Below are 18901 nucleotides of genomic sequence, written 5' to 3' on the forward strand. Positions count from 1 at the left end.
CACCGGGGTCATGCCGGTGTAGGGCGGACCCCCCTGCCCTGCACCGCCATGACCCCGGTGGCCTCGATGAGCAGCCGCGCCTGTGCGGCCTCGGGCAGACCGGCCCGGGTGAAGACCTCCAGCGCCTCCCGGGAGCGGGCCAGCGCCTCCTCGTGGTGGCCGGCGTCGGCGGAGATCCGGGCGTGGATCAGCAGCGCGTAGCCCCGGTCCCGGTTCCGGTCGGGGACGGTCCGGAAGTAGGCCACCGCACCGGCGGCCGCGTCCAGTGCCGACTCGACGCGGCCCAGGACGCGCAGGGTCTCGGCGCAGCGGTACAGGGCCTGCGCCCGCTGGCCCGGAATCCTCTCCGCCTCGCAGACCTCCAGACACCGCTCGTAGTCGGCCAGCGCCTCCGGCAGCCGGTCCAGTTCGTGCAGCGCCTGGCCGCGTACGCACAGCGCGTGCGCGATGCCGTGGGGGTCCGCCATCTCGCGCAGGGCGCTCAGCGCCTCGTCGCAGGCGGGCAGCGCCTCGTCGGCCCTGCCCCCGCGGATCCGGGCCAGCGCGGCGTTGAGGGTGGTGGTCAGTCCGCCCGAGCGGTGCCCCAGCTCCCGGGCCAGGGCGAGCGCTTGGTCGAAGTGCTCGGCCGCGTCGTCGTAGCGCTGCTCGAACTGGGCGATGACACCCAGGTCGTTGTACGCCTGTTGCAGGATGGAGCGGTCCCCGGCCCGGCTGCACGCCTCGGCGGCCAGCTGGGAGTCGGCCCGGGCCTGCGCCAGCTGGGTCGCCTGGAGTGCCGCGTTGCCGCAGATGAAGTGGGCGCGCCCGGCCGCGTGGTGGTTGCCGTGCTGCGCCGAGACGCGGGCCAGCGTCCTCGCCGTGAGCGCCATCCGCCCGTACGGGATGTCCTGGCCGAACGAGCTGAGGGCCACCAGCAGGTCCGCCGCCACCGTCAGCAGGTCCGGTTCGGCACTGTCCCCGCGTGCGACCAGGAGCTGGACTGCGTGGACGGCGCAGTCGAACTCCGCCACCACCCAGGCCCGCGCCTGCGCCAGGGTCGTGAGCCGGTGCTCTCCAGGCTCCGCGGTGACGACCGGGATCGTGCTGTGCGCCGGGTCTCCCGGCACCATCCGGTGGAACGCGTCGGCGGCCATCCGCAGCAGATGGTGGAGCAGTCGGCGCTCCACCGCGAAGTCCGCCTCGCCCGCGGCGGTGTCGGGCCGCGGCAGGTGCAGCGCGAAGTCCCGGCCGAGCTCGTGGTAGCGGTACCGTCCCGCTTCCGGCGATTCGAGCAGCGCGGCATCCACCAGCGCCTCCAGGAGGGACTCCGTCTCCGACTCGCCGAGGCCCAGTGCCGCCGCCGCGGCGGACAGGCCGATGCTCGGCCAGGCCACCGGGGCCAGCGAGCGGAACACCATCGCCTGACTCGCGGTCAGCTGGCGGTAGCCGAGCTCGAAGACGGCGGAGACGGCCAGGTCGTCGGCCCGCAGTTCGCTCAGCCGCCGTCGTTCGTCGGCCAGCCGGGCCAGCAGGTACGCCACCGTCCAGCCCGGCCGGGCCGCCAGCCGGGCGGCCACGATGCGCACCGCAAGCGGCAGATGGGCGCAGGCGGCGACCAGGGCGACCGCGGCTGCCTCCTCCTGGTCAATCCGGTGTGCGCCGACGACGTGCCGCAGCAGGGAGAGGGCTTCGGCCGGGCTGAACTCGGCGAGCTGGACATGGGTGCCGGACGGCACACCGGAGAGGTGGGCCCGGCTGGTCACCACGACCGCGCAGTGGACGGCGCCCGGCAGCAGCGGCTTGACCTGTGCGGTGTCGCGGGCGTCGTCGAGCAGCAGGAGAACCCTGCGGCCGTCCAGGACCGTACGGAACAGCCGGGCGCGGTCCTCCACGGAGCCGGGCACCTCCTGCCTCGGCACACCCAGCGCCGCCAGGAAGCTGGCCAGTACCGCACCGGGGTCGGCCGGCTCCGCACCGGTGCCGCGCAGGTCCGCGTAGAGCTGGCCGTCGGGGAACTCCTCCTTGACGCGATGGGCCACCCGCAGGGCCAGCGCGCTCTTGCCGATGCCGCCCATACCGCTCACGGTGGCGACGGCCAGCGCGGTGCGGTCCTGATCGGCGAGCGCCCCGCACAGCGCGGCGAGCGTGGCGGCCCGGCCGCTGAAGTCGGCGATGTCGGCGGGGAGCTGCGCCGGGCGCGGAAGGGACGCCGGGCCCGCACCCCCGGCTTCGGCGGGCTCCTCGGTGGTGGACGGCGACGCGGGGGGAGTCTGGGCCGGCGCGACCAGGTCGGCGTCTCCGGCCAGGATCCGCTGGTGCAGCGTGCGCAGCTCCGGCCCCGGATCCAGCCCCAGCTCCGCCGCGAGCACCTCGCGCGCCGTCCCGAACACGGCCAGCGCGTCGCCCTGGCGCCCGGCGGCGTACAGCGCCCGCATCAGGAACCCGTAGGGCCGCTCACGCAGCGGCTGTTCGGCGATGAACGCGGTCAGCTCCGGGACGACCTGGGTGTGCCGCCCCAGCAGGAGGTCGAGGGCGAACCGTTCCTCCAGCAGCTGCCGGCGCAGTTCGGACAGCCGGGAGCGCTGCTGCTCGGCGAACGGCCCCGGCACCCCCGCCAGCGGCTCCCCACGCCACAGTCCCACGGCCTCGGCCAGCAGCGCGGCCGCCTCGTCGTGGCGTCCGGCCTCGCGGGCGCGCGCCGCGTCCGCGGCCAGCCGCTCGGCGCGGAACGCGTCCACCGACTCGGGTGGCACGGCGAGCCGGTAGCCGTCGTTGACGGAGGCCAGGACCTGCGGATCGCAGCCGCCGCTCTCCAGGATCTTGCGCAGCCGCCATACGTAGGTCCGCAGGATCATCACCGCGGAGCCGGGTGCCGCCTCGCCCCATACGGCGCCCATCAGCTCGTGCAGGGGGACGACGTGGCCGGAGCGCAGCGCCAGCGCGGCGAGCGTCGCCTGCTGCTGGGGCGGACCTCCGGGCACGACGCTCTCGCCGAGCTGAATGCCCAAGGATCCGAGCACGAAGAATTCCACAGTTCCCCCGGCGCACGCGCAACAATTTCACCGGCTGCTGGTCTCCAGCGGTCTGGCGCGAGCCGGTAAACGGAGGATCATCTTACGGTGTTGGGGATGGCGACCAGGTGCGCTGCGATGGCGTCCGGCTTCAGCCCGATGGACGCCACGTCGGCCAGCGGCACCCACACCAGCCGGTACTGGTTGTCGCCGGACTCCCGCTCGCTCTCCGGACCGCCCAGACGCGGCGTCCCCGCGGCCGGTCCCATCACGAAGTAGTGCTCGGTGCGGCCCGCGTTGTCGAAGGTGTGCAGAAGAAACTCCACGGCGGCGCGCAGCCCGGTCTCCTCGGCCAGTTCGCGTACGCACGCCTGCTCGGGCGTCTCCCCCTCCTCGACGCCTCCGCCCGGCAGGGTGTAGTACTCCGCGCCGCCCTTGCGGCGATGGATCAGCAGCACGGCGTCGCCCTCGCGGACGATCGCCACGGCCCGGGACTTCATCGGGTCCTCCCATGATCGACAAGTGTGCGCAGGACGTTACCGAGGTCGTCGCGCTCGTTCCAGAAACGCAGTACCAGAGTGGTGCACGCGGCCCGGTCGGCGGGGTCGAGGGTGTCCAGGTCGAGCACCCCGACCGCCCGCATGACCAGGTACGGGGCCAGGGCCCGGTCGAAGAGCTCAGGCCCGAAGGCGTCGGCGAAGACGTCCAGCAGACGGCCGAGCAGATCGGCCCGCGCGGGCGAGAGCCGGTGTGCGAAGTCGATGTGGAGCGTCGCCGTACGGGGCTCCAGGCGTGCCCGGCACAGCGGCGCCGCGTCGGCGAACGGGGCCTCCCGCCACCGGTAGGCGGCCGGATGGTACTTGGGGAACAGGTATCCGCCGCCGAGGAAGAGCGACCAGAAGGCGGTCGCCAACTCCCCGCGCACATCGTTGTGTCCGGCGTTGCTCAGATCGACGAAGACCGCTCCCCTGCCCACGTTGGTCTCGCTGAAGTCGCCCTGGGACAGCATGCATGCGCGTACGCCGAGGTTTTCGAAGAAGGCCGCGGTGCCCTCCAACGCGTCCCGCATCGTCACACCCTGCGGCACCGAGTTGACCACCACCCGCTGGTCCAGCCACGGCCGTTGGCGCGCGAAGTACCAGGGGACGAGCCGCTCGGTGACACGGCGGCCGAAGAAGGCGTCGATGGGCGAGGACGAACTCACCGTACGGTAGCCGCAGTTCGCCCGGATCCGGTCGAGCAGCGGCCCCACCTCCCGCTCCGGCAGCAGTGTCCCGGCCCGCTCGGCCCGGCACAGCAGGTCGAACAGGGTGCCCCGCCCCAACCCCATCGAGGGGAGGTACTCGTACACCATGACCGTCCCCGCCTCCGTACGCAGCAAGGACAGCAGGGCCGGCACCCGGTTGCCCGCGGCGCCGAACTCCAGATACCCGGCGAGTTCGGCGACGGCGCTGTGGGCGCGGACGTATTTGAAGAAGTACGGCCGTCCGTCCCGCTGGACGAAACCGCAGGTCGAGTTCTTCAGCTCGCTCACGTCGGTGACGCGGTAGCCCCGGGACGCCAGCGCGTGCCGCCAGACGGCCGCACGCGAGCCGGAGGCCGACGGCACGGGAGCGAGCACCTCGACACCGCTGAGCGCCTCCACCCCGGCCCAGTCCCGCGCGTCGGCCCGGTCGGCCAGCAGTTGCCGCACAGAGGCCGCGGTGGTCGGCGCGGTCACGGGGACCCGGCCAGACCGGCGCGCACCCAGTCCGCCGCCCGGGCCGCCGTCGTCTCCCGCTCGGCTCGCGGCAGGCCGAGTGCGTCGGTGTCCTTCAGGAGGTCCTCGACGATGTCCTGGACGCGCTGCTGGTAGGCGATGAAGCTGTCCCGGTAGGCCTCCTTGGGCCCGGCGAACCGCAGCCCGTCGTCGCCGTGCACGTCCACCCCGCACTCCCAGTACGAGAAGGTCGTCGACAGCGCGGCCTTGCGGTCGAAGCACTCCGCGACGGGCGTGCGCAGATGCAGGGTGCGGTGCGGCAGGGTGGCCGGAGCGAGGAGGTCCGTCAGCCACTGCCGGTCGCAGCCACGGGCCTCCGAGCGGCCCATGACGGAGTAGAGGTAGCGGTCCATGATGACCACACCGCCCGAGGCGAGGTGCGGAAGCACCTCCCGGTTGACGAGGTCGACCAGCGAGGAGGCGTACATCAGCGCCATGGTGTACGGATCCCAGTTGTCGTACTTGCCGCGCGCCTTGGAATGCCAGATGAGCGGGTTCCTGATGAACGCGCACACCCTCACGTCCCAGCCGTCGGCGGTGAGCGCCGCCTTCAGCAGCTCGATCTGCGTGGTCTTGCCGGCCCCGTCGGACCCCTCCACCGCGATGAGCCGGTACGGCGACACGGCCGCGGCGGCCGCGGCGCCGATATTGCGCACCGGAGCCAGCCGGGGGTAGGGCCGGATGACCTCGCCCGGGTCGGGAACGTCGTCGTCGATCTTCACAGTGCGGTACTCCTACGAATCATGCGGTGTTCCTACGGGTCAGACGGCGGTCAGGGGCGCCAGGTCGGCGACTGTCGGCGCGGGGGCGGAGGCCAGGTACTCCTCGAACCAGTGCAGGACGGACGACGCGAGCGCCGCGATCTCGTCGAGCCCCGACTCCCGGTACTCGTCCCGGTCGGGGATGCGGATCCTGCCCTGCGCCGGAAACATCCGCTCGAACTCGGCGGAGATGGCGGCCGGGTCGGTCTCCTCGACACCGGCGAGCCGGAGCAGCATCTTGGCGGCGTTCAGCACCGACTTGTACAGGCGGTAGCGGCTCGTCTCCACGCCGAGCAGGGGGCGCCGGATCTCGTGCAGGGTCCGGGCCAGGTACTCGATGGTCCGCTGGTGGCGCTGCGTTCCGGTGAAGGCCGGAAGTTCCAGGTCCGCGCCGACGTACTGGCAGGCGATCCGGCCCTGCCCCAGCGAGTACAGCGCACTGTACGTACGCGAGTCGCAGCGCTGCAGCAGCAGCTCGTGGCGGGTCAGCACGGTGATGCCTAGTTTGACGTCCGACTCGCCGCGCAACCTGGCCAGTTCGGCGGCCAGGTCGGTGGTGCAGCCGGACTCGACGACCAGCAGGACGTCGAGATCGCTGAGTTCGGGGTCGGCGGTGCCGAATCCGACGCTGCCGGCCACGGCGAACAGCAGCAGCCGCTCGCCCAGCGCGGTCCGGATCCCGTGCAGGGCGGTGGCGGCGGCGTGCCGCAGCGCGGTCGGCGCCGCCAGCTCCAGTGGATCGGTCACCCGCAGGGACTCGGCGGCCGGGCGTGCGGTGGCGCCGGTCATCAGCCGGTCAAGGACGACCTCCAGATCGGGCCGGGGTCCGCTGTTGTCGACGAGCAGGTCGCAGGTCGCGGCGATCCGGTCGGCTCCCCTCGCCCGCTTCACCTCGTCGTTGCGGGCCAGGGCCGCCGGGTCGACGAGCGAGCGCCGGGCCCGTACCTGCGGGGAGGCGTCCAGGTAGACCACGTCCAGACGCTTGCCGAGCAGGCGCTTCAGCTCCGAGGTGATGTCCGGGCGGTGCAGGCTCTCGATGGTGTAGTCGAGCAGGTAGTAGTGGGCGTGGGCGTACCGGTCCAGTTCGTCGACGACCAGCTCGGCGAGGAGCCGGGGCTCTTCGCCGTAGGGATCCGTGAGCCCGTTGCGGGCCGCCGCCAGCTCGATCAGATAGCCCAGCTTCAGCCGGGTGGTGCCGAACCGGCGGCGCAGATACTCTCCGGCACTGCTCTTGCCGCTCTCCGACATACCACCGAGGCCGATGACCCGCCGGACACCGCCCAGCAACGGCCTTACCTGGAGGCCGACTTGGGAGAGATGGGACCGGAACTGGTTCTGCACATCGACGATGTCGGCCCGGTCCGCTTCGATGACCGCGCTGTGGCGGCTCCGCCGGGTTTGCAGGGCGGTGTGCAGCAGGTACTGGTACCGGGCGTACCGCTCGTCCGCGCCTCGCTCCCGTCCGACGCTCAGCGCGGCCCCCTCGACCGCCGGGCCCAGACCCAGCAGAACGCTGTACGGCTCGGGGGCCGACTCGCCCAGGACCTCGGCGCGCACCCCGGCGACCATGGCCTCGGCGTCCCGCGCCGAGCAGTCGTCCTTGAGCATGACGGAGGCGACACAGCTCGCCTCGACCGTGGCCAGGCCGCGGTCCAGGACCACCCAGCCCGGCCGGTCGGTGAGCGCGTCCAGCCGTCTGCGGTAGCCGTCCAGGAGCAGCGTCACGAGCTCTTCGCTGCGCGAGCCGGTGAACCACCAGTGGGCCAGCTCGGCGCCGGAGAGCTCGGGCCATCGGGGCTGGTAGTGGTGGACGCTCCCGCCGATGCGCACCTCGTCCCCGGTCGCCCGCCGCAGCAGCCTGAGCTGGGTGGTCTTCCCCGAGTTGTCGGCCCCGTCGAGGGCTATGACGTTCATGAGGCCCACTCGTGCTGGAAGTCGGTGTGCAGGCTGAGGCCGCCGTCGATGAGCACCGACTGGCCGGTGATGTAGCGCGCGGCGTCGGAGAGCAGGAAGAGGGCGAGGCCGGCCACCTCGTCGGGCTGTCCGATCCGGCCCAGCGGGATGCGCGCTTCGCCCCGGGCCTTCTTGTCCCGGTCGGACACCCAGTCCTGGTTCATGTCCGTGTCGATGGCGCCCGGGGCGATGGCGTTGACCCGGATCCCGTGCTTCGCGTACTCCAGTGCCAGGGTGGCGGTGAGCATCCGCAGCGCCGCCTTGCTGGCCGCGTAGCTGGCGAACCCGGGCTTGGGGACGGTCTCGTGGACGCTCGTGATGTTCAGGACCGCGCCGCGGACGCCGGTGCGCACGAAGTGGTCGAGCGCTGTTCGGGCGCACAGGAACGCACCGACCAGATTGGTGTCGAGGACGCGGGAGAAATCCGCCAGAGAATGCAGATGAGTGGCCGAGGGAAGCTGTTCACCGGCGTTGTTCACCAGAAAGTCGAGGGAGTTCGTCCCGCTCAGCGCGAGCTGGTACATGTCCTTCACCTCGCCTTCCGACGAGACATCCGCCTCGATGAGCTGGTAGTCGGCTCCCAGGCCGTCCAGGTATTCCCGGGTCTCCTTTTCCCGGCGGCGGCCATCCGTACTGCTCCAGTCCCGGTCGTTCAGCACCACGCGGGCGCCTGACCGGGCCAGGCCCCAGGCTATCGATCGGCCGATTCCGGAACCCGCACCGGTTATCAGGGCGCTTTTGCCTGCCATCGGCAACTGGTCGGTCATGGCTGGCCGAACCCCTCTCATCTGCTGGTGAGCACCCGATCCTGGCAAGCATCCATATATCTCTGATCTACGCCGAAGTAGCCCCGCATATACAGCTCATCAACGAATTATCTATGGGCGAGAAAAACGAATCAGACCTTCAAACCGGGCTTGACGTCGCGTTTCCGATGCTCATATGTTTCTGGGGCACCCCCGACGGACCGAGAAACGAAGGGAGGAAACCACAATGCGAGCTCACAAGGTGTCGCTCCGTCCGCGTCTGGACAAGACGTCGACGAAGCAGCGGTAATTTCCGCTCATAAAAGCAGGGCGGAGCACTTGCTCCGCCCTGCTTTGTCTCTCCGTACCAACCGTCCGAGAAAACCAGGGAAAGGCCGAGATGCCAAGCTCGCCCACCGTCGTCGAACCTTCCGCGCTGCCGACGATCGCGCTACTGGACGAGCGGTTGCGCACGACCAGCATCTGCCTCGCCGTCCGCTACGGCTCACGCGACGACCCAGCGGAGCACGGCGGCCTCGCCCACCTGCTGGAGCACACGTTGATGTCGGCCCCGCTGGACGGGAATCCCTCGTTCTGCGAGCAGGTGGAACGGCTCGGCGGCCACGCCAACGCCGAGACCGGTCTCGACATCATGCTCTTCTACGCCCAGGTGCACGCCGACGACGCCGATACGGTGGCGCGACTGCTGCACCAGGCCGTGCTGCGGCCCGAGTTGACCGACGCGGTCCTCGACACCGAGCGCGACGCGGTCCTTCAGGAGCTCGCCGCGGCGCAGGCCGACCCGGGCGACGTCGTACAGGACGCCTTCCTGGCCCGGCTGTTCCCCGGTCACCCGCTGGGCCGGCCGGTCGGCGGCGACGTCGAGCAGATCCGCCGGACCACCCTCCCCGACGTCCTGGCCGGACACCGCACCAGGTTCCTCACCAGCGCCATGACGCTGGTCGTGATCGGGCCCCGGCTGCCGCGACTCGACGGCCTCGGGCGGACCGTCCCGGCCGCCGCCGTCCCGCCGCCCGCCCAGGCGCTTCCCCCTCTGGCCGAGCCCACGGACGCCGCCGTGACCTGGCCCGACGAGTACGGCTGGGTCTGCGTCGGCGCCCGCTCCAGCGCGGCCGACGACGCCGGGCGCCGCCGCTTCGCGATCCTGGCGCAACTCCTCGGCGACAGCCCCTCGTCCCCGCTCTACCGCAAACTGCGCAACGAGGCCGGACTGGCCTACTCGTTCGCCTGCTGGGACCGCGGCTACCAGGAAGCGGGCGCATGGCGGGTCCTGGTCGGTGTCGAGCCCGGCAACGGCGAGACGGTCGTGGCCGTCGTGCGCGAGATCCTGGCCGAGCTGGCCTCCGCCGGCCCCGCCCCGGACGATCTGGCGGCCGCCCGCCGACAGGCCGGCATGCGGCTGATCCTGGACAGCGAGTCGCCCCTCGACCAGCTGCGGATGGTCGCCCAGCGCACCCGCGCCGGAACCGCCGACTGGTCGCTGGCCGGGGAGTTGGCGGCCCTGGACGCCGTCGACGCGGAGCAGGTCCGCGCCGCGGCGGCCGAGGTACTGAGCCAGCTGACCGTCGTCGTACGACCGGAGGCGTCATGAGCACCCCCACCACCGTCTCCCCCGCCTACCTCGACTGGGCCCACGAGCAGCGGATACGGGCCGAAATCGCCAACCACGTCTACGTGGCGGGAGCCCAGACCGACCCCGTCACCCAGGAGCTGAGCTGTCTGGTGGAGTACGCCGCACCGGAGCTGCTGGCCGCACCCAGCGCCCTGGCCGAGCTGGAACAGCGGCTCGCCGCCGTCCACCCCGGGGCCACGGCGCTGCTGCTGCGCGCACCCGGCGACACCCCACTGCCCGCACCCTGGCGGCCGTCCGTCAGCTATGTCCGCTACACCGGCGCCGTACCGCGAGCCCCGCGCCCGTCGGACGGCCTCGCCGTCACACCGGCCGGACCCGAGCACGACACGCTCATCCTGGACTGGCTGGCCCGTGCGATCACCGACGGCTACGGGCCCGAGAACATACCGGCCGCGGAGCTCATCGACGCCGCCGCCGCGAACGTACTCGACGCGCCCGACCGGGTCTCCTTCCTGCTGACCCGCGACGGCCGTCCCGTCGGTCACGCCTCCGTGCTGACCGAGGCCCACGACGAGGTCACCGGCACCGAGTTCATCGACCTGTTCGACCTGCTGGTCGAGGAGAGCGACGTCGTACGGCCCGGCACCGCGGCACTGGTCGCCGCGTGCGCCGCCTTCGCCGCCGAGCGGGAACTGCCGCTGTTCGGCAACGTCGTGCACGACGGCACCGGCCCCGACAGCGGCGCCCGGGTCGTGGCGTCCCTGCTGGAGCGCGGCTGGAGCCTCGACCACCGGTTCTGGCGCCGCCCCCGCCCCGACGAGGAGACCTCCGTATGAGCACCCGCGCCCGCGCCGACTCCGTCGATCTGCCGCTGCTGTACCGGTTGTTCGACCTCTCCCCCGACGACGACCTGCGCTTCCTGGTCCGCCGGGCCCGGGCCACCCGGGAAACGCTCGTCCAGCTGGTCCTCTCGGTCGCCGAGCGGGCCGGGCACCGGCTCGGCACCGGATCCGCCGACGAACTGCGCCGCGCCCGCACCCGCGCCGCCGGCTACCACCGCCTGCACACCGCGGTCTCGGCCGCCCACGCCGTAGGCGTACTCAAGGGCCCCGCGATCGCCCAGTACTACCCCGAGGGCGTGCTGCGGCCGACGGGCGACCTCGATCTGGTCGTCTCCGGCGAGCGGGAACTCTGGAGCGTCGTCCGGGTGGTGCTCGACCACCAGGCCGTCGACACGATCGACTACTCCCTGGTCGACGGCGAGCAGCGGCACATGATGGCCACCCTGTCCTGGGCGCCGCTGGACCCCCTGCTCGACCGCGACGCCAAGATCGACGTGGGTACGGCCGCCTACTTCGGGGACGGCGAGGTGCTGCCCGTACGCTCCCGGCCCCCGGCGGACTCCGTGCTCACCAGCCTCCTCGCGATCGCCGAGGAGAAGTTCCAGCGCGCGTTCCACGCCGTCGACGCGATCGACGTGATCGTCCTGTCCCAGGTCGGCCCGGACTCGGTCGCGCAAGCCGAGGCGACCGTCCGCGAGTTCCGGCTGGCCCCGGAGGTGACGGAACTCCTCGCCCACGCCGGACGGTGCGCGCCGCTCGGCCCGTTCGAGGAGCTCCGCCGACGGCTGGAACCGGCCGCCGAACAGGAGCGCGAGCTGCGCGCCGCCGCCACCCCGGAGACCGCGCCGACCACCCGGGTCCGCTACGGCATGGAGCTGCGCCGGGCGCAACGCCCCGACTGGCGGCGCGCGGTGGAGCACCACGCGGGCGGCGACACCCTGATGCTGACCCCGGTCGGCGACTACCTCCTCGTCGAGTCCGAGCTGGTCGCGCCGGCCCGCTACGAGGCGGCGCTCGCCGCCCTCCCCCATCTGCCCGAAGGACCCCGATGAGTGCCATCGAGATACGCGCGCTGTGCCGCGACTACGGCGTGGGCCGGGCCGGCGGCAAACGCACCCAGGCCCTCAGCGACGTGGACCTGACCGTCGAACTCGGCGAGGTGCGCGGCCTGGTCGGCCCCAACGGCGCGGGCAAGACCACCCTGTGCAAGATCCTTTCGACCGTCCTCGAAGCCACCTCCGGCAGCGCCAAGGTGCTGGGCCACGACGCCGCCACGGACGCGGCGGCCGTCCGCCGCCACATCGGGATCGTCTTCGGCGGCGACCGGGGTCTGTACGGGCGGCTCAACGCCCGGCAGAACCTGCGGTTCTGGGCCGCGATGTACGGACTGCACGGCGCCCCGCTGCGGCTGCGGGTCGACGAGCTGCTGGAGCGGCTCGGCCTGGCCGACCGCGCGGGCGACCGCGTCGACACCTTCTCGCGCGGGATGAAGCAGCGGCTGCATCTGGCCCGCGGGCTGGTCGGCGATCCGCGCGTGCTGCTCCTCGACGAACCCACCGTGGGCATGGACCCGGTGGCCGCCCGCGACTTCCGTTCGCTCGTCGGCGAGATGCGCGCGGAGCGCAGGACCGTGCTGATCACCACGCACGACATGGCCGAGGCCGAGGCGGTCTGCGACCTGGTGACCATGATCGACCAGGGGCGCGTGCTCCTCACCGACACCCCCTCCGCCATCGGCGAGGTGGTGCCCCGTCACGAACGCGTGGTGGCGGGCGCGGTACCGGCACGGACGCGGGAGGCGCTCGCCGCGCTGCCGGGCGTCGTCTCGGTCGAGCAGGAGCCGTCCGGCCGGCTCCGGGTGGAGACCGCCGACTCGTCGGTGACCCGTACCGTACTGCGACTCCTGGTGGAGGCGGGGGTGTCCGACCTGTCCACCCAGCGGCCGAACCTGGAGGACGCCTATCTCCACCTCATCGGCGACCGCGGGATGGCGGTCGGCTGATGCGGATCTTCCTCACCGGCTTCCGGTTCCAGCTCAGGGTCGCCTGGGGCTCCCCGGACACCTTGCAGATCTGTGTCACCGCCCCGCTGTTCACGCTGGTCTTCATGGCCATCGCGGAGCACGCGGAGCGGCCCGACCTCGCCCCGTTCGCCATCGTCTCCCCGACCCTCATGTCGCTGTGGACGCTGGCCCTGTTCATCGCGGGCGAGCTGATCGGCGACGAGCGCAGGTCGGGCACCCTGGAAGCGCTGATCGCCGTACCGGCGCGGCTCTCCACCCTGGTGATCGGGCGGATCTGCGCGGTGACCACCCTCGGTCTGCTGTCCTTCGCGGAGGCGTGGCTGGTCGCCGGGCTCGTCTTCGACCGGTGGCTGGCGGTGCGCCACCCGCTGCCGTTCGTGCTGTGCCTGGTGGTGACCGCGCTGGCGATGGCCGCCACCGCGACCATCTTCTCGCCGCTGTTCATCCTGATGCCCTCGGCCCGCACCGTCCAGAACACCCTCACCTACCCGTTCTACCTGCTCAGCGGTGTCCTCATCCCGGTGGCGATGCTGCCGTTCTGGCTCCGGCCGGCATCCCATCTGATCTTCCTGTCCTGGAGCGGCGACCTGCTGCGCGACAGCCTGGCCGCACCGGCCCCGCACGACGTCGCCGCCCGCCTCGCCGCTGTCCTGGCGCTGGGCGCCGTGAGCCATCTGATCGGAATGGCGCTGCTGCACCGCGTGCTGCGTCGAGTCCGCCGACTAGGAACGTTGTCCCACTCATGAGCCTCACCGCGTCGATCACCGCGCCCGCGCGCATCATCCGCTACAGCGCCGCCAACGCGCTGGCCGACATGCGCCATATGTACACCTGGAAGACCTGGACGTTCGGCTGGCTGGGCCGGATGCTGGCCCAGGTCACCTTCTTCGCCTTCTTCGGCCACGTCATCGGCTCCGCCGACCAGACGCGCTATCTGCTCGTCGGCAACGCGGTCATGACCTGCGTCATCGAGTCGATGATGGTCATCGTCTCCACCACCTGGGAACGCCGGGTCGGCACCCTGACCCTGCTGACCGCGGCACCGGCCCCGCTGTCCTGGGTGTTCATCGGCCGCAGCCTGCAGTGGCCGGTCAGCGGGACGCTCACCTCACTGGCCGCGCTGTTCGGCCTGGGACCGGCGTTCGGCGTGCACTGGCGGGCCGGGCAGATCCTGCCCGTCACCGCGCTGGTCGTCCTCACCTCGGCGACCACCTACTGCTTCGGCCTGTTCGTCGCCGCGGTGGCCTTCAACGCCGACGGCGCCCGCAACATCATCTCCAACGCCACCTATCTGCTGATGATGGCGGTGTGCGGAGTCCAGGTGCCGACCTCGTACTGGCCCGACTGGGTACGGGCCGTGGCACAGGCGATCCCCCTCACCCAGACCCTCAAGGCGATACGTTCCGTCAGCGGCGGCACCGGCCCCGCCCTGGTTCCGGCCTGCTGGGCCGTGCTGCTCGGTATCGGCTGGCTCGTCGCGGCCTCCTGGGTGTTCCGCCTGATGGCCCGTCGGGGCCGCCGCTCGGGCTCGATGGGAACGGGTGCCTGACGTGATCCGTACCCGCACCACCCGCGTACCGCCCACCGACGCCGTGGTCCTGGACTGCGACGGCACCCTCGTCGACACCCAGGCGCACTGGGACCGCGCCTGCGCGGCCGTCTGCGCCCGGCACGGAGTGTCGCTGGCCGACGCGGACCGGCAGGCCCTGGTCGGACTGCACCTCACCGAGCTGGGCCGGGCCCTGGGCCGACTGCTCGGGCGACCGACCGAGCACGAGGAGCTCGCCGGACAGGTCCGCGGACTTGTCTCCGCCAATCTCGACGAAGGCGTCACCGCCATGCCCGGCGCGGCCGAGTTCGTCGCCCGGCTGGCCACGACCCGCCCGCTCGCGGTGGTCTCCAACTCGCCGCGCCGCGCCGTCGTCCGGCACCTCGAACGCGTCGGCCTGGCCGACGCGTTCGAGCTCGTCCTCGGCAGCGACGACGTCGACCGCCCCAAACCGGCGCCCGACCTCTACCGCACCGCCTGCGAACGGCTCCGGGTCGCACCCGGCCATGCGGTGGCCGTGGAGGACTCGGCGATCGGCGTCCGCTCCGCCCGGACGGCGGGCCTGTACGTGGTCGCCGTGCCCTCCTCGCCCGGCCCGGCCCTGGGCGGCGACGCGCTCTACACCACCCTGGCCGAGCCGGAACTGCTGCGGAGCCTGCTCCCGGTCAGCTGACCGCGGCCGCGAACATGCCGACCTCGTAGGAACCCCCCTTCTGACGCAACGGCACGGCGAGCCGGTTGGCCGCGTTGATCAGGGCCACCAGCGAGACCAGCGCGGCGGTCTGGTCGTCGTCGTAGTGCTCGCGCACCTGGGCCCAGGTCTCGTCGGACACGCCCTGGTGGACGTCGGCGAGCCGGGTGCTCTCCTCGGTGAAGGCCAGCGCGGCCCGCTCGGCCTCGGTGAACACGGTGGACTCGCGCCAGGCGGCGACCAGGTTGAGCCGTACGGCGCTCTCACCGGCCGCCGCGGCCTCCTTGGTGTGCAGGTCGATGCACCAGCCGCAGCCGTTGATCTGGCTGGCGCGCAGCGACACCAGCTCCTGCGTGGACGCCGCCAGCGACGACTGCTGGACCAGCAGTCCGGCGTTGGCGAACCGCTTGGCGAACTTGGAGCCGAACTCGTTCTCGAACAGGTTGAACCGGGGGTCGGTGTCCATGACTTCGTCCTCACTCGTGGTCGGTGCGTGTACGAACACCAGATGCCGGTGGCGCGCTCCTTGTGACGCGGCGGTGCTGTGACGAGCGCCACCGCCCGGACGTGTCACGAAACGGTGGGCTCCGGTGTCTTGTGCGCGTGCCACCGTCGAGAGCGAACAGGCAGGAGCAGCTGGTGAAGACCGAGCATGTGGAGCGGACCGAGGACACGGCGGAGCTCGCCGAGGGCGGACGCGCGGACGCCGCCACCGAGGCGTTCGTCGCCCATCGCAACCTGCTGTTCACCGTCGCCTACGAGATGCTCGGCTCGGCCGCCGACGCGGAGGACGTCCTGCAGGAGACCTGGCTGCGGTGGGCGGGCGTCGATCTCGCCGCCGTGCGGGAGCCGCGGGCGTACCTGGTCCGGATCACCACGCGCCAGGCGCTGATCCGGCTGCGCACACTCGGCCGCCGCAAGGAGTCCTACGTCGGCACCTGGCTGCCCGAACCGCTGCTCACCGCGCCCGACGTGGCCGAGGACGTCGAACTGGCCGACAGCGTCTCGATGGCGATGATGCTGGTCCTGGAGACGCTCACACCGACCGAGCGGGCGGTGTTCGTGCTGCGCGAGGTGTTCGCCGTCGAGTACGACGAGATCGCCGAGGCCGTCGGCAAGAGCCCGGCGGCGGTCCGCCAGATCGCCCACCGGGCACGCGCCCACGTCACGGCGCGCCGACCGCGCGGGACCGTGACCCGCACCCAGACCCAGAGCGCCCTCGACGCCTTCCAACGGGCGGCGGCGACGGGCGACATACAGGGCCTGCTCGACATCCTCGCGCCGGACGTCGTCTTCCTCGGCGACGGTGGCGGCGTCAAGCAGGCCGTCCCGCAGCCCGTCACGGGGGCCGACAAGGTGGCCCGCCTGCTGGCCGCCGGGCTCGGCCGAATGAGTGCGTCGGCGCTGCGCCCGGCCCAGGTCAACGCCTACCCCGCGCTGGTCCTGCGGCTCGACGGCGAGGTCGACACCGTCGTGGCGCTGCGCATGGACGACGGCCTCATCACCGGCCTCTACGCGGTGCGCAATCCCGCGAAACTCTCGCACATGCGGCGGGAGACCACCCTGCGCCGATAGCCGATCAGGGGCATCGCAAGTCACCTCATACGAAGAGGAGTTGAGGCCTGTTCCCCCGCACTGGGCTTGGCTAGCCTCGGATCATGGCGCCCGAGGCCCCCGTATTCGTCAATGTCCGTGACTTCAACGCCATTCCCGGCCCCGCCGGCCGCTCGACGCGTTCCAGAACGCGGTGGACGCGCTGGACGAGAACGCGGGCGGGGTCGTCTTCGTCCCCGCCGACCCCCAGCCCTATGAATTCCTGCGCTCCGTCCTCGTCGACCGCAACAGGGTCCGTATCGTCGGTGAAGGAGGACGGACGAGCGCGCTCCGGGCCATCGGGGCGACGCCTCCGCTGACTTTCGGGCTGCGCCGGGTCACCCATGACCGGCCGCTCAGTGACGGCCACTGGGCGGATCTGAGCGGGATGCTCGACGCCTCGGTCACCGGCCGGCGGTGGGGCTGCCGCACCCGCGTCCCCTCCCCGGCCGGTGGGCCGACGAGCGAGGCCACGGTGACCCTGCCCTGCTCGCCTTTCCAGTTCGGCCCGACGGACGGCGACTACTGGTCGGACGTGCGTCAGCTGACCGTGGATCTCATCGTCCGCAACGACGTCATGCCCTGGTCCGTACAGTCGCTCTTCGGCATGGTCGACGCCTTCCACATGTCCCGCTCGGCCGAGTCGGACAACGACTGGGCGGTGTACACCGTCCGCTGCACCGCGGGTGCGGCCCGCAGGCTCCAGACGTACACCAACGGGTACCCGTACGAGCTGCGCAGGGACGACCGCGTCCGTACCGTCGGCTGGTCCACGCCGGTCCTGGGCTACCGCCCCGACCACGGCCAGGTGCTCCAGGGGCTGGTGGCCTCCGCGGTCGTCTGCGACGCGGCGCTGAGCGACCAGCAGGTGGCCGACACCTGCCGCTACCTGGTGAATCGCTACCAGATCCCGATGTAGCGGGGACGCGCGCGTCAGGCAGGTATCGGCGAGCGGGGCCACGCCGGAGATCGGTAATCTCCCCTCATGCCCACTACCCCGGTTCGTGTTCGCTTCGCTCCCTCCCCGACAGGAATGTTCCACGTCGGCGGAGCCCGGTCCGCTCTCTACAACTGGGCCGTCGCGCGACAGTCCGGCGGTACGTTCGTCCTGCGCATCGAGGACACCGACGCCGCGCGCAACAAGCCCGAGTGGACGCGCGGGATCATCGACGCGCTCGCGTCGATCGGGATCTCCGAGGCCGACCCCGCCTTCGAGGGACCGTACTTCCAGTCGCACAACGCCGACCGGCACCGCGAGGCCGCGCGGCGGTTGTACGCGACCGGACGCGCCTACTACTGCGACTGCACCCGCGAGCAGATCCAGCAGCGGACCGGTTCGCAGCAGCTCGGGTACGACGGCTTCTGCCGGGAGCGCGGTCTGGAGTACGCGGAGGGGCGGGCGCTGCGGTTCCGTACCCCCGACGAGGGCGCGACCGTCGTCGTGGACCTGGTCCGGGGCGAGCCGGCCTTCCCGAACTCCGCCATCGAGGACTTCGTCGTGGCTCGCGGCGACGGCTCGCCCGTCTTCCTGCTGGCCAACGTGGTGGACGACCTGGCCGAGGGGATCACCCAGGTCATCCGGGGCGAGGAGCACCTGTCGAACACGCCGAAGCAGCAGCTTCTGTGGGAGGCGCTCGGGGCGGCGCCGCCGGTGTGGGCGCATCTGCCGGTGATCGTGAACGAGAAGCGGCAGAAGCTGTCCAAGCGGCGCGACAAGGTCGCGCTGGAGGACTACCTCGCCGAGGGCTATCTGCCGAAGGCGATGGTCAACTATCTGATGCTGCTGGGCTGGGGCCCCGGCGGCGACATGGAGATCCGGCCGCCGCAGGAGCTGGAGCGGCTGTTCCGGGTCAAGGACGTCAACGGCTCGTCGGCGTTCTTCGACGTGAAGAAGCTGTCCGCCTTCAACGGCGCGTATGTACGCGATCTGTCGCCCGAGGAGTTCATCGAGGCGTGCGGTCCATGGCTGACCGAGCCGTACGCGACCTGGGCACCCGAGTCCTTCGACGCCCCCGCCTTCGCGACCCTGGCCCCGCTGGCCCAGACGCGCATCACCGTGCTCAGCGAGATCACCAAGTACGTCGACTGGCTGTTCCTCGCCGAGCCGGTGGACGACGAGGCGTCGTGGACGAAGGCGATGAAGCCGGGCGCCGACGCGATCGTCAAGGACACCCGGGAGCGTTACGCCACCACGCCGTGGGACGCCGAGTCCCTCAAGACGGCTCTGGAAGAGGTCGCCGCGGCCCACGGCCTCAAACTGGGCAAGGCCCAGGCGCCCGTGCGCGTCGCGGTGACCGGCAGGACGGTGGGCCTGCCGCTCTTCGAGTCCTTGGAGGTCCTGGGGCGCGAGAGGACACTGGCGCGCCTGGATGCCGCGCTGGCGAAGCTCGCGAAGTAGCC

17 protein-coding genes are annotated in these 18901 nt (G+C 71.8%); 10 read left to right on the forward strand and 7 right to left on the reverse strand.

Annotated elements, in window-relative coordinates; genetic code table 11:
- Positions 1 to 8 precede the first annotated feature (8 nt).
- The 6 genes from BX283_RS04825 to BX283_RS04850 all read right to left on the reverse strand — a co-directional run bounded on the left by BX283_RS04825 (position 9) and on the right by BX283_RS04850 (position 8251).
- On the reverse strand, positions 9 to 2999 hold the full coding sequence (locus tag BX283_RS04825; RefSeq protein ID WP_257581969.1) for a BTAD domain-containing putative transcriptional regulator: 2991 nt from the start codon (positions 2997 to 2999) through the stop codon (positions 9 to 11).
- Between the two features lie 89 nt (positions 3000 to 3088).
- Complete coding sequence (locus BX283_RS04830) at positions 3089 to 3490, reverse strand: NUDIX domain-containing protein (RefSeq protein ID WP_101386414.1); 402 nt, start codon at positions 3488 to 3490, stop codon at positions 3089 to 3091.
- Complete coding sequence (locus BX283_RS04835; RefSeq protein ID WP_101386415.1) at positions 3487 to 4710, reverse strand: hypothetical protein; 1224 nt, start codon at positions 4708 to 4710, stop codon at positions 3487 to 3489. Before BX283_RS04835 ends, BX283_RS04830 begins: the two co-directional genes overlap by 4 nt.
- Positions 4707 to 5471 (reverse strand): hypothetical protein, encoded by a 765-nt coding sequence (locus tag BX283_RS04840; RefSeq protein WP_101386416.1) that lies wholly within the window; start codon positions 5469 to 5471, stop codon positions 4707 to 4709. Before BX283_RS04840 ends, BX283_RS04835 begins: the two co-directional genes overlap by 4 nt.
- A gap of 39 nt (positions 5472 to 5510) precedes the next feature.
- Positions 5511 to 7424, reverse strand: coding sequence for a hypothetical protein (locus BX283_RS04845; protein WP_101386417.1), 1914 nt, complete (start codon positions 7422 to 7424; stop codon positions 5511 to 5513).
- Positions 7421 to 8251: a glucose 1-dehydrogenase gene (locus BX283_RS04850; RefSeq protein WP_101386418.1), complete on the reverse strand. Its 831-nt coding sequence runs from the start codon at positions 8249 to 8251 to the stop codon at positions 7421 to 7423. Before BX283_RS04850 ends, BX283_RS04845 begins: the two co-directional genes overlap by 4 nt.
- Positions 8252 to 8609: 358 nt before the next feature.
- Here BX283_RS04850 and BX283_RS04855 point away from each other — a divergent pair, with 358 nt between their 5' ends.
- The 7 genes from BX283_RS04855 to BX283_RS04885 are packed head-to-tail and all read left to right on the forward strand — an operon-like array spanning position 8610 to position 14890.
- Positions 8610 to 9821, forward strand: a complete 1212-nt coding sequence (locus BX283_RS04855) for a pitrilysin family protein (RefSeq protein WP_101386419.1) — start codon at positions 8610 to 8612, stop codon at positions 9819 to 9821.
- Positions 9818 to 10639: a hypothetical protein gene (locus tag BX283_RS04860; protein WP_101386420.1), complete on the forward strand. Its 822-nt coding sequence runs from the start codon at positions 9818 to 9820 to the stop codon at positions 10637 to 10639. The genes BX283_RS04855 and BX283_RS04860 overlap by 4 nt, the downstream gene beginning before the upstream one ends.
- Positions 10636 to 11697, forward strand: a complete 1062-nt coding sequence (locus tag BX283_RS04865; protein WP_101386421.1) for a nucleotidyltransferase family protein — start codon at positions 10636 to 10638, stop codon at positions 11695 to 11697. Before BX283_RS04860 ends, BX283_RS04865 begins: the two co-directional genes overlap by 4 nt.
- Positions 11694 to 12647 (forward strand): ABC transporter ATP-binding protein, encoded by a 954-nt coding sequence (locus tag BX283_RS04870; protein WP_101386422.1) that lies wholly within the window; start codon positions 11694 to 11696, stop codon positions 12645 to 12647. The genes BX283_RS04865 and BX283_RS04870 overlap by 4 nt, the downstream gene beginning before the upstream one ends.
- Positions 12647 to 13414, forward strand: coding sequence for an ABC transporter permease (locus BX283_RS04875; RefSeq protein WP_101386423.1), 768 nt, complete (start codon positions 12647 to 12649; stop codon positions 13412 to 13414). The genes BX283_RS04870 and BX283_RS04875 overlap by 1 nt, the downstream gene beginning before the upstream one ends.
- Positions 13411 to 14217 (forward strand): ABC transporter permease, encoded by an 807-nt coding sequence (locus BX283_RS04880; protein WP_101386424.1) that lies wholly within the window; start codon positions 13411 to 13413, stop codon positions 14215 to 14217. Before BX283_RS04875 ends, BX283_RS04880 begins: the two co-directional genes overlap by 4 nt.
- Position 14218: 1 nt before the next feature.
- Positions 14219 to 14890: an HAD family phosphatase gene (locus BX283_RS04885; RefSeq protein WP_180357054.1), complete on the forward strand. Its 672-nt coding sequence runs from the start codon at positions 14219 to 14221 to the stop codon at positions 14888 to 14890.
- On the opposite strand, the gene BX283_RS04890 is transcribed toward BX283_RS04885, so the two are convergent.
- The gene (locus tag BX283_RS04890) at positions 14883 to 15374 is read right to left on the reverse strand and encodes a carboxymuconolactone decarboxylase family protein (protein ID WP_101392134.1); all 492 of its coding nucleotides are present in this window, start codon (positions 15372 to 15374) and stop codon (positions 14883 to 14885) included. The genes BX283_RS04885 and BX283_RS04890 overlap by 8 nt on opposite strands.
- 173 nt (positions 15375 to 15547) lie before the next feature.
- Between BX283_RS04890 and BX283_RS04895 the strand changes: the two genes are divergently transcribed.
- The 3 genes from BX283_RS04895 (at position 15548) to gltX (ending at position 18899) form a co-directional block, all read left to right on the forward strand.
- Complete coding sequence (locus BX283_RS04895) at positions 15548 to 16483, forward strand: RNA polymerase sigma-70 factor (RefSeq protein WP_101386426.1); 936 nt, start codon at positions 15548 to 15550, stop codon at positions 16481 to 16483.
- A gap of 172 nt (positions 16484 to 16655) precedes the next feature.
- Positions 16656 to 17420: a hypothetical protein gene (locus tag BX283_RS04900; protein WP_101386427.1), complete on the forward strand. Its 765-nt coding sequence runs from the start codon at positions 16656 to 16658 to the stop codon at positions 17418 to 17420.
- Positions 17421 to 17534: 114 nt separating this feature from the next.
- The gene (gene gltX / locus BX283_RS04905) at positions 17535 to 18899 is read left to right on the forward strand and encodes a glutamate--tRNA ligase (protein WP_257581971.1); all 1365 of its coding nucleotides are present in this window, start codon (positions 17535 to 17537) and stop codon (positions 18897 to 18899) included.
- Positions 18900 to 18901: the final 2 nt, after the last annotated feature.

This window comes from Streptomyces sp. TLI_146, assembly GCF_002846415.1.
Taxonomy (GTDB): Bacteria; Actinomycetota; Actinomycetes; order Streptomycetales; family Streptomycetaceae; genus Streptomyces.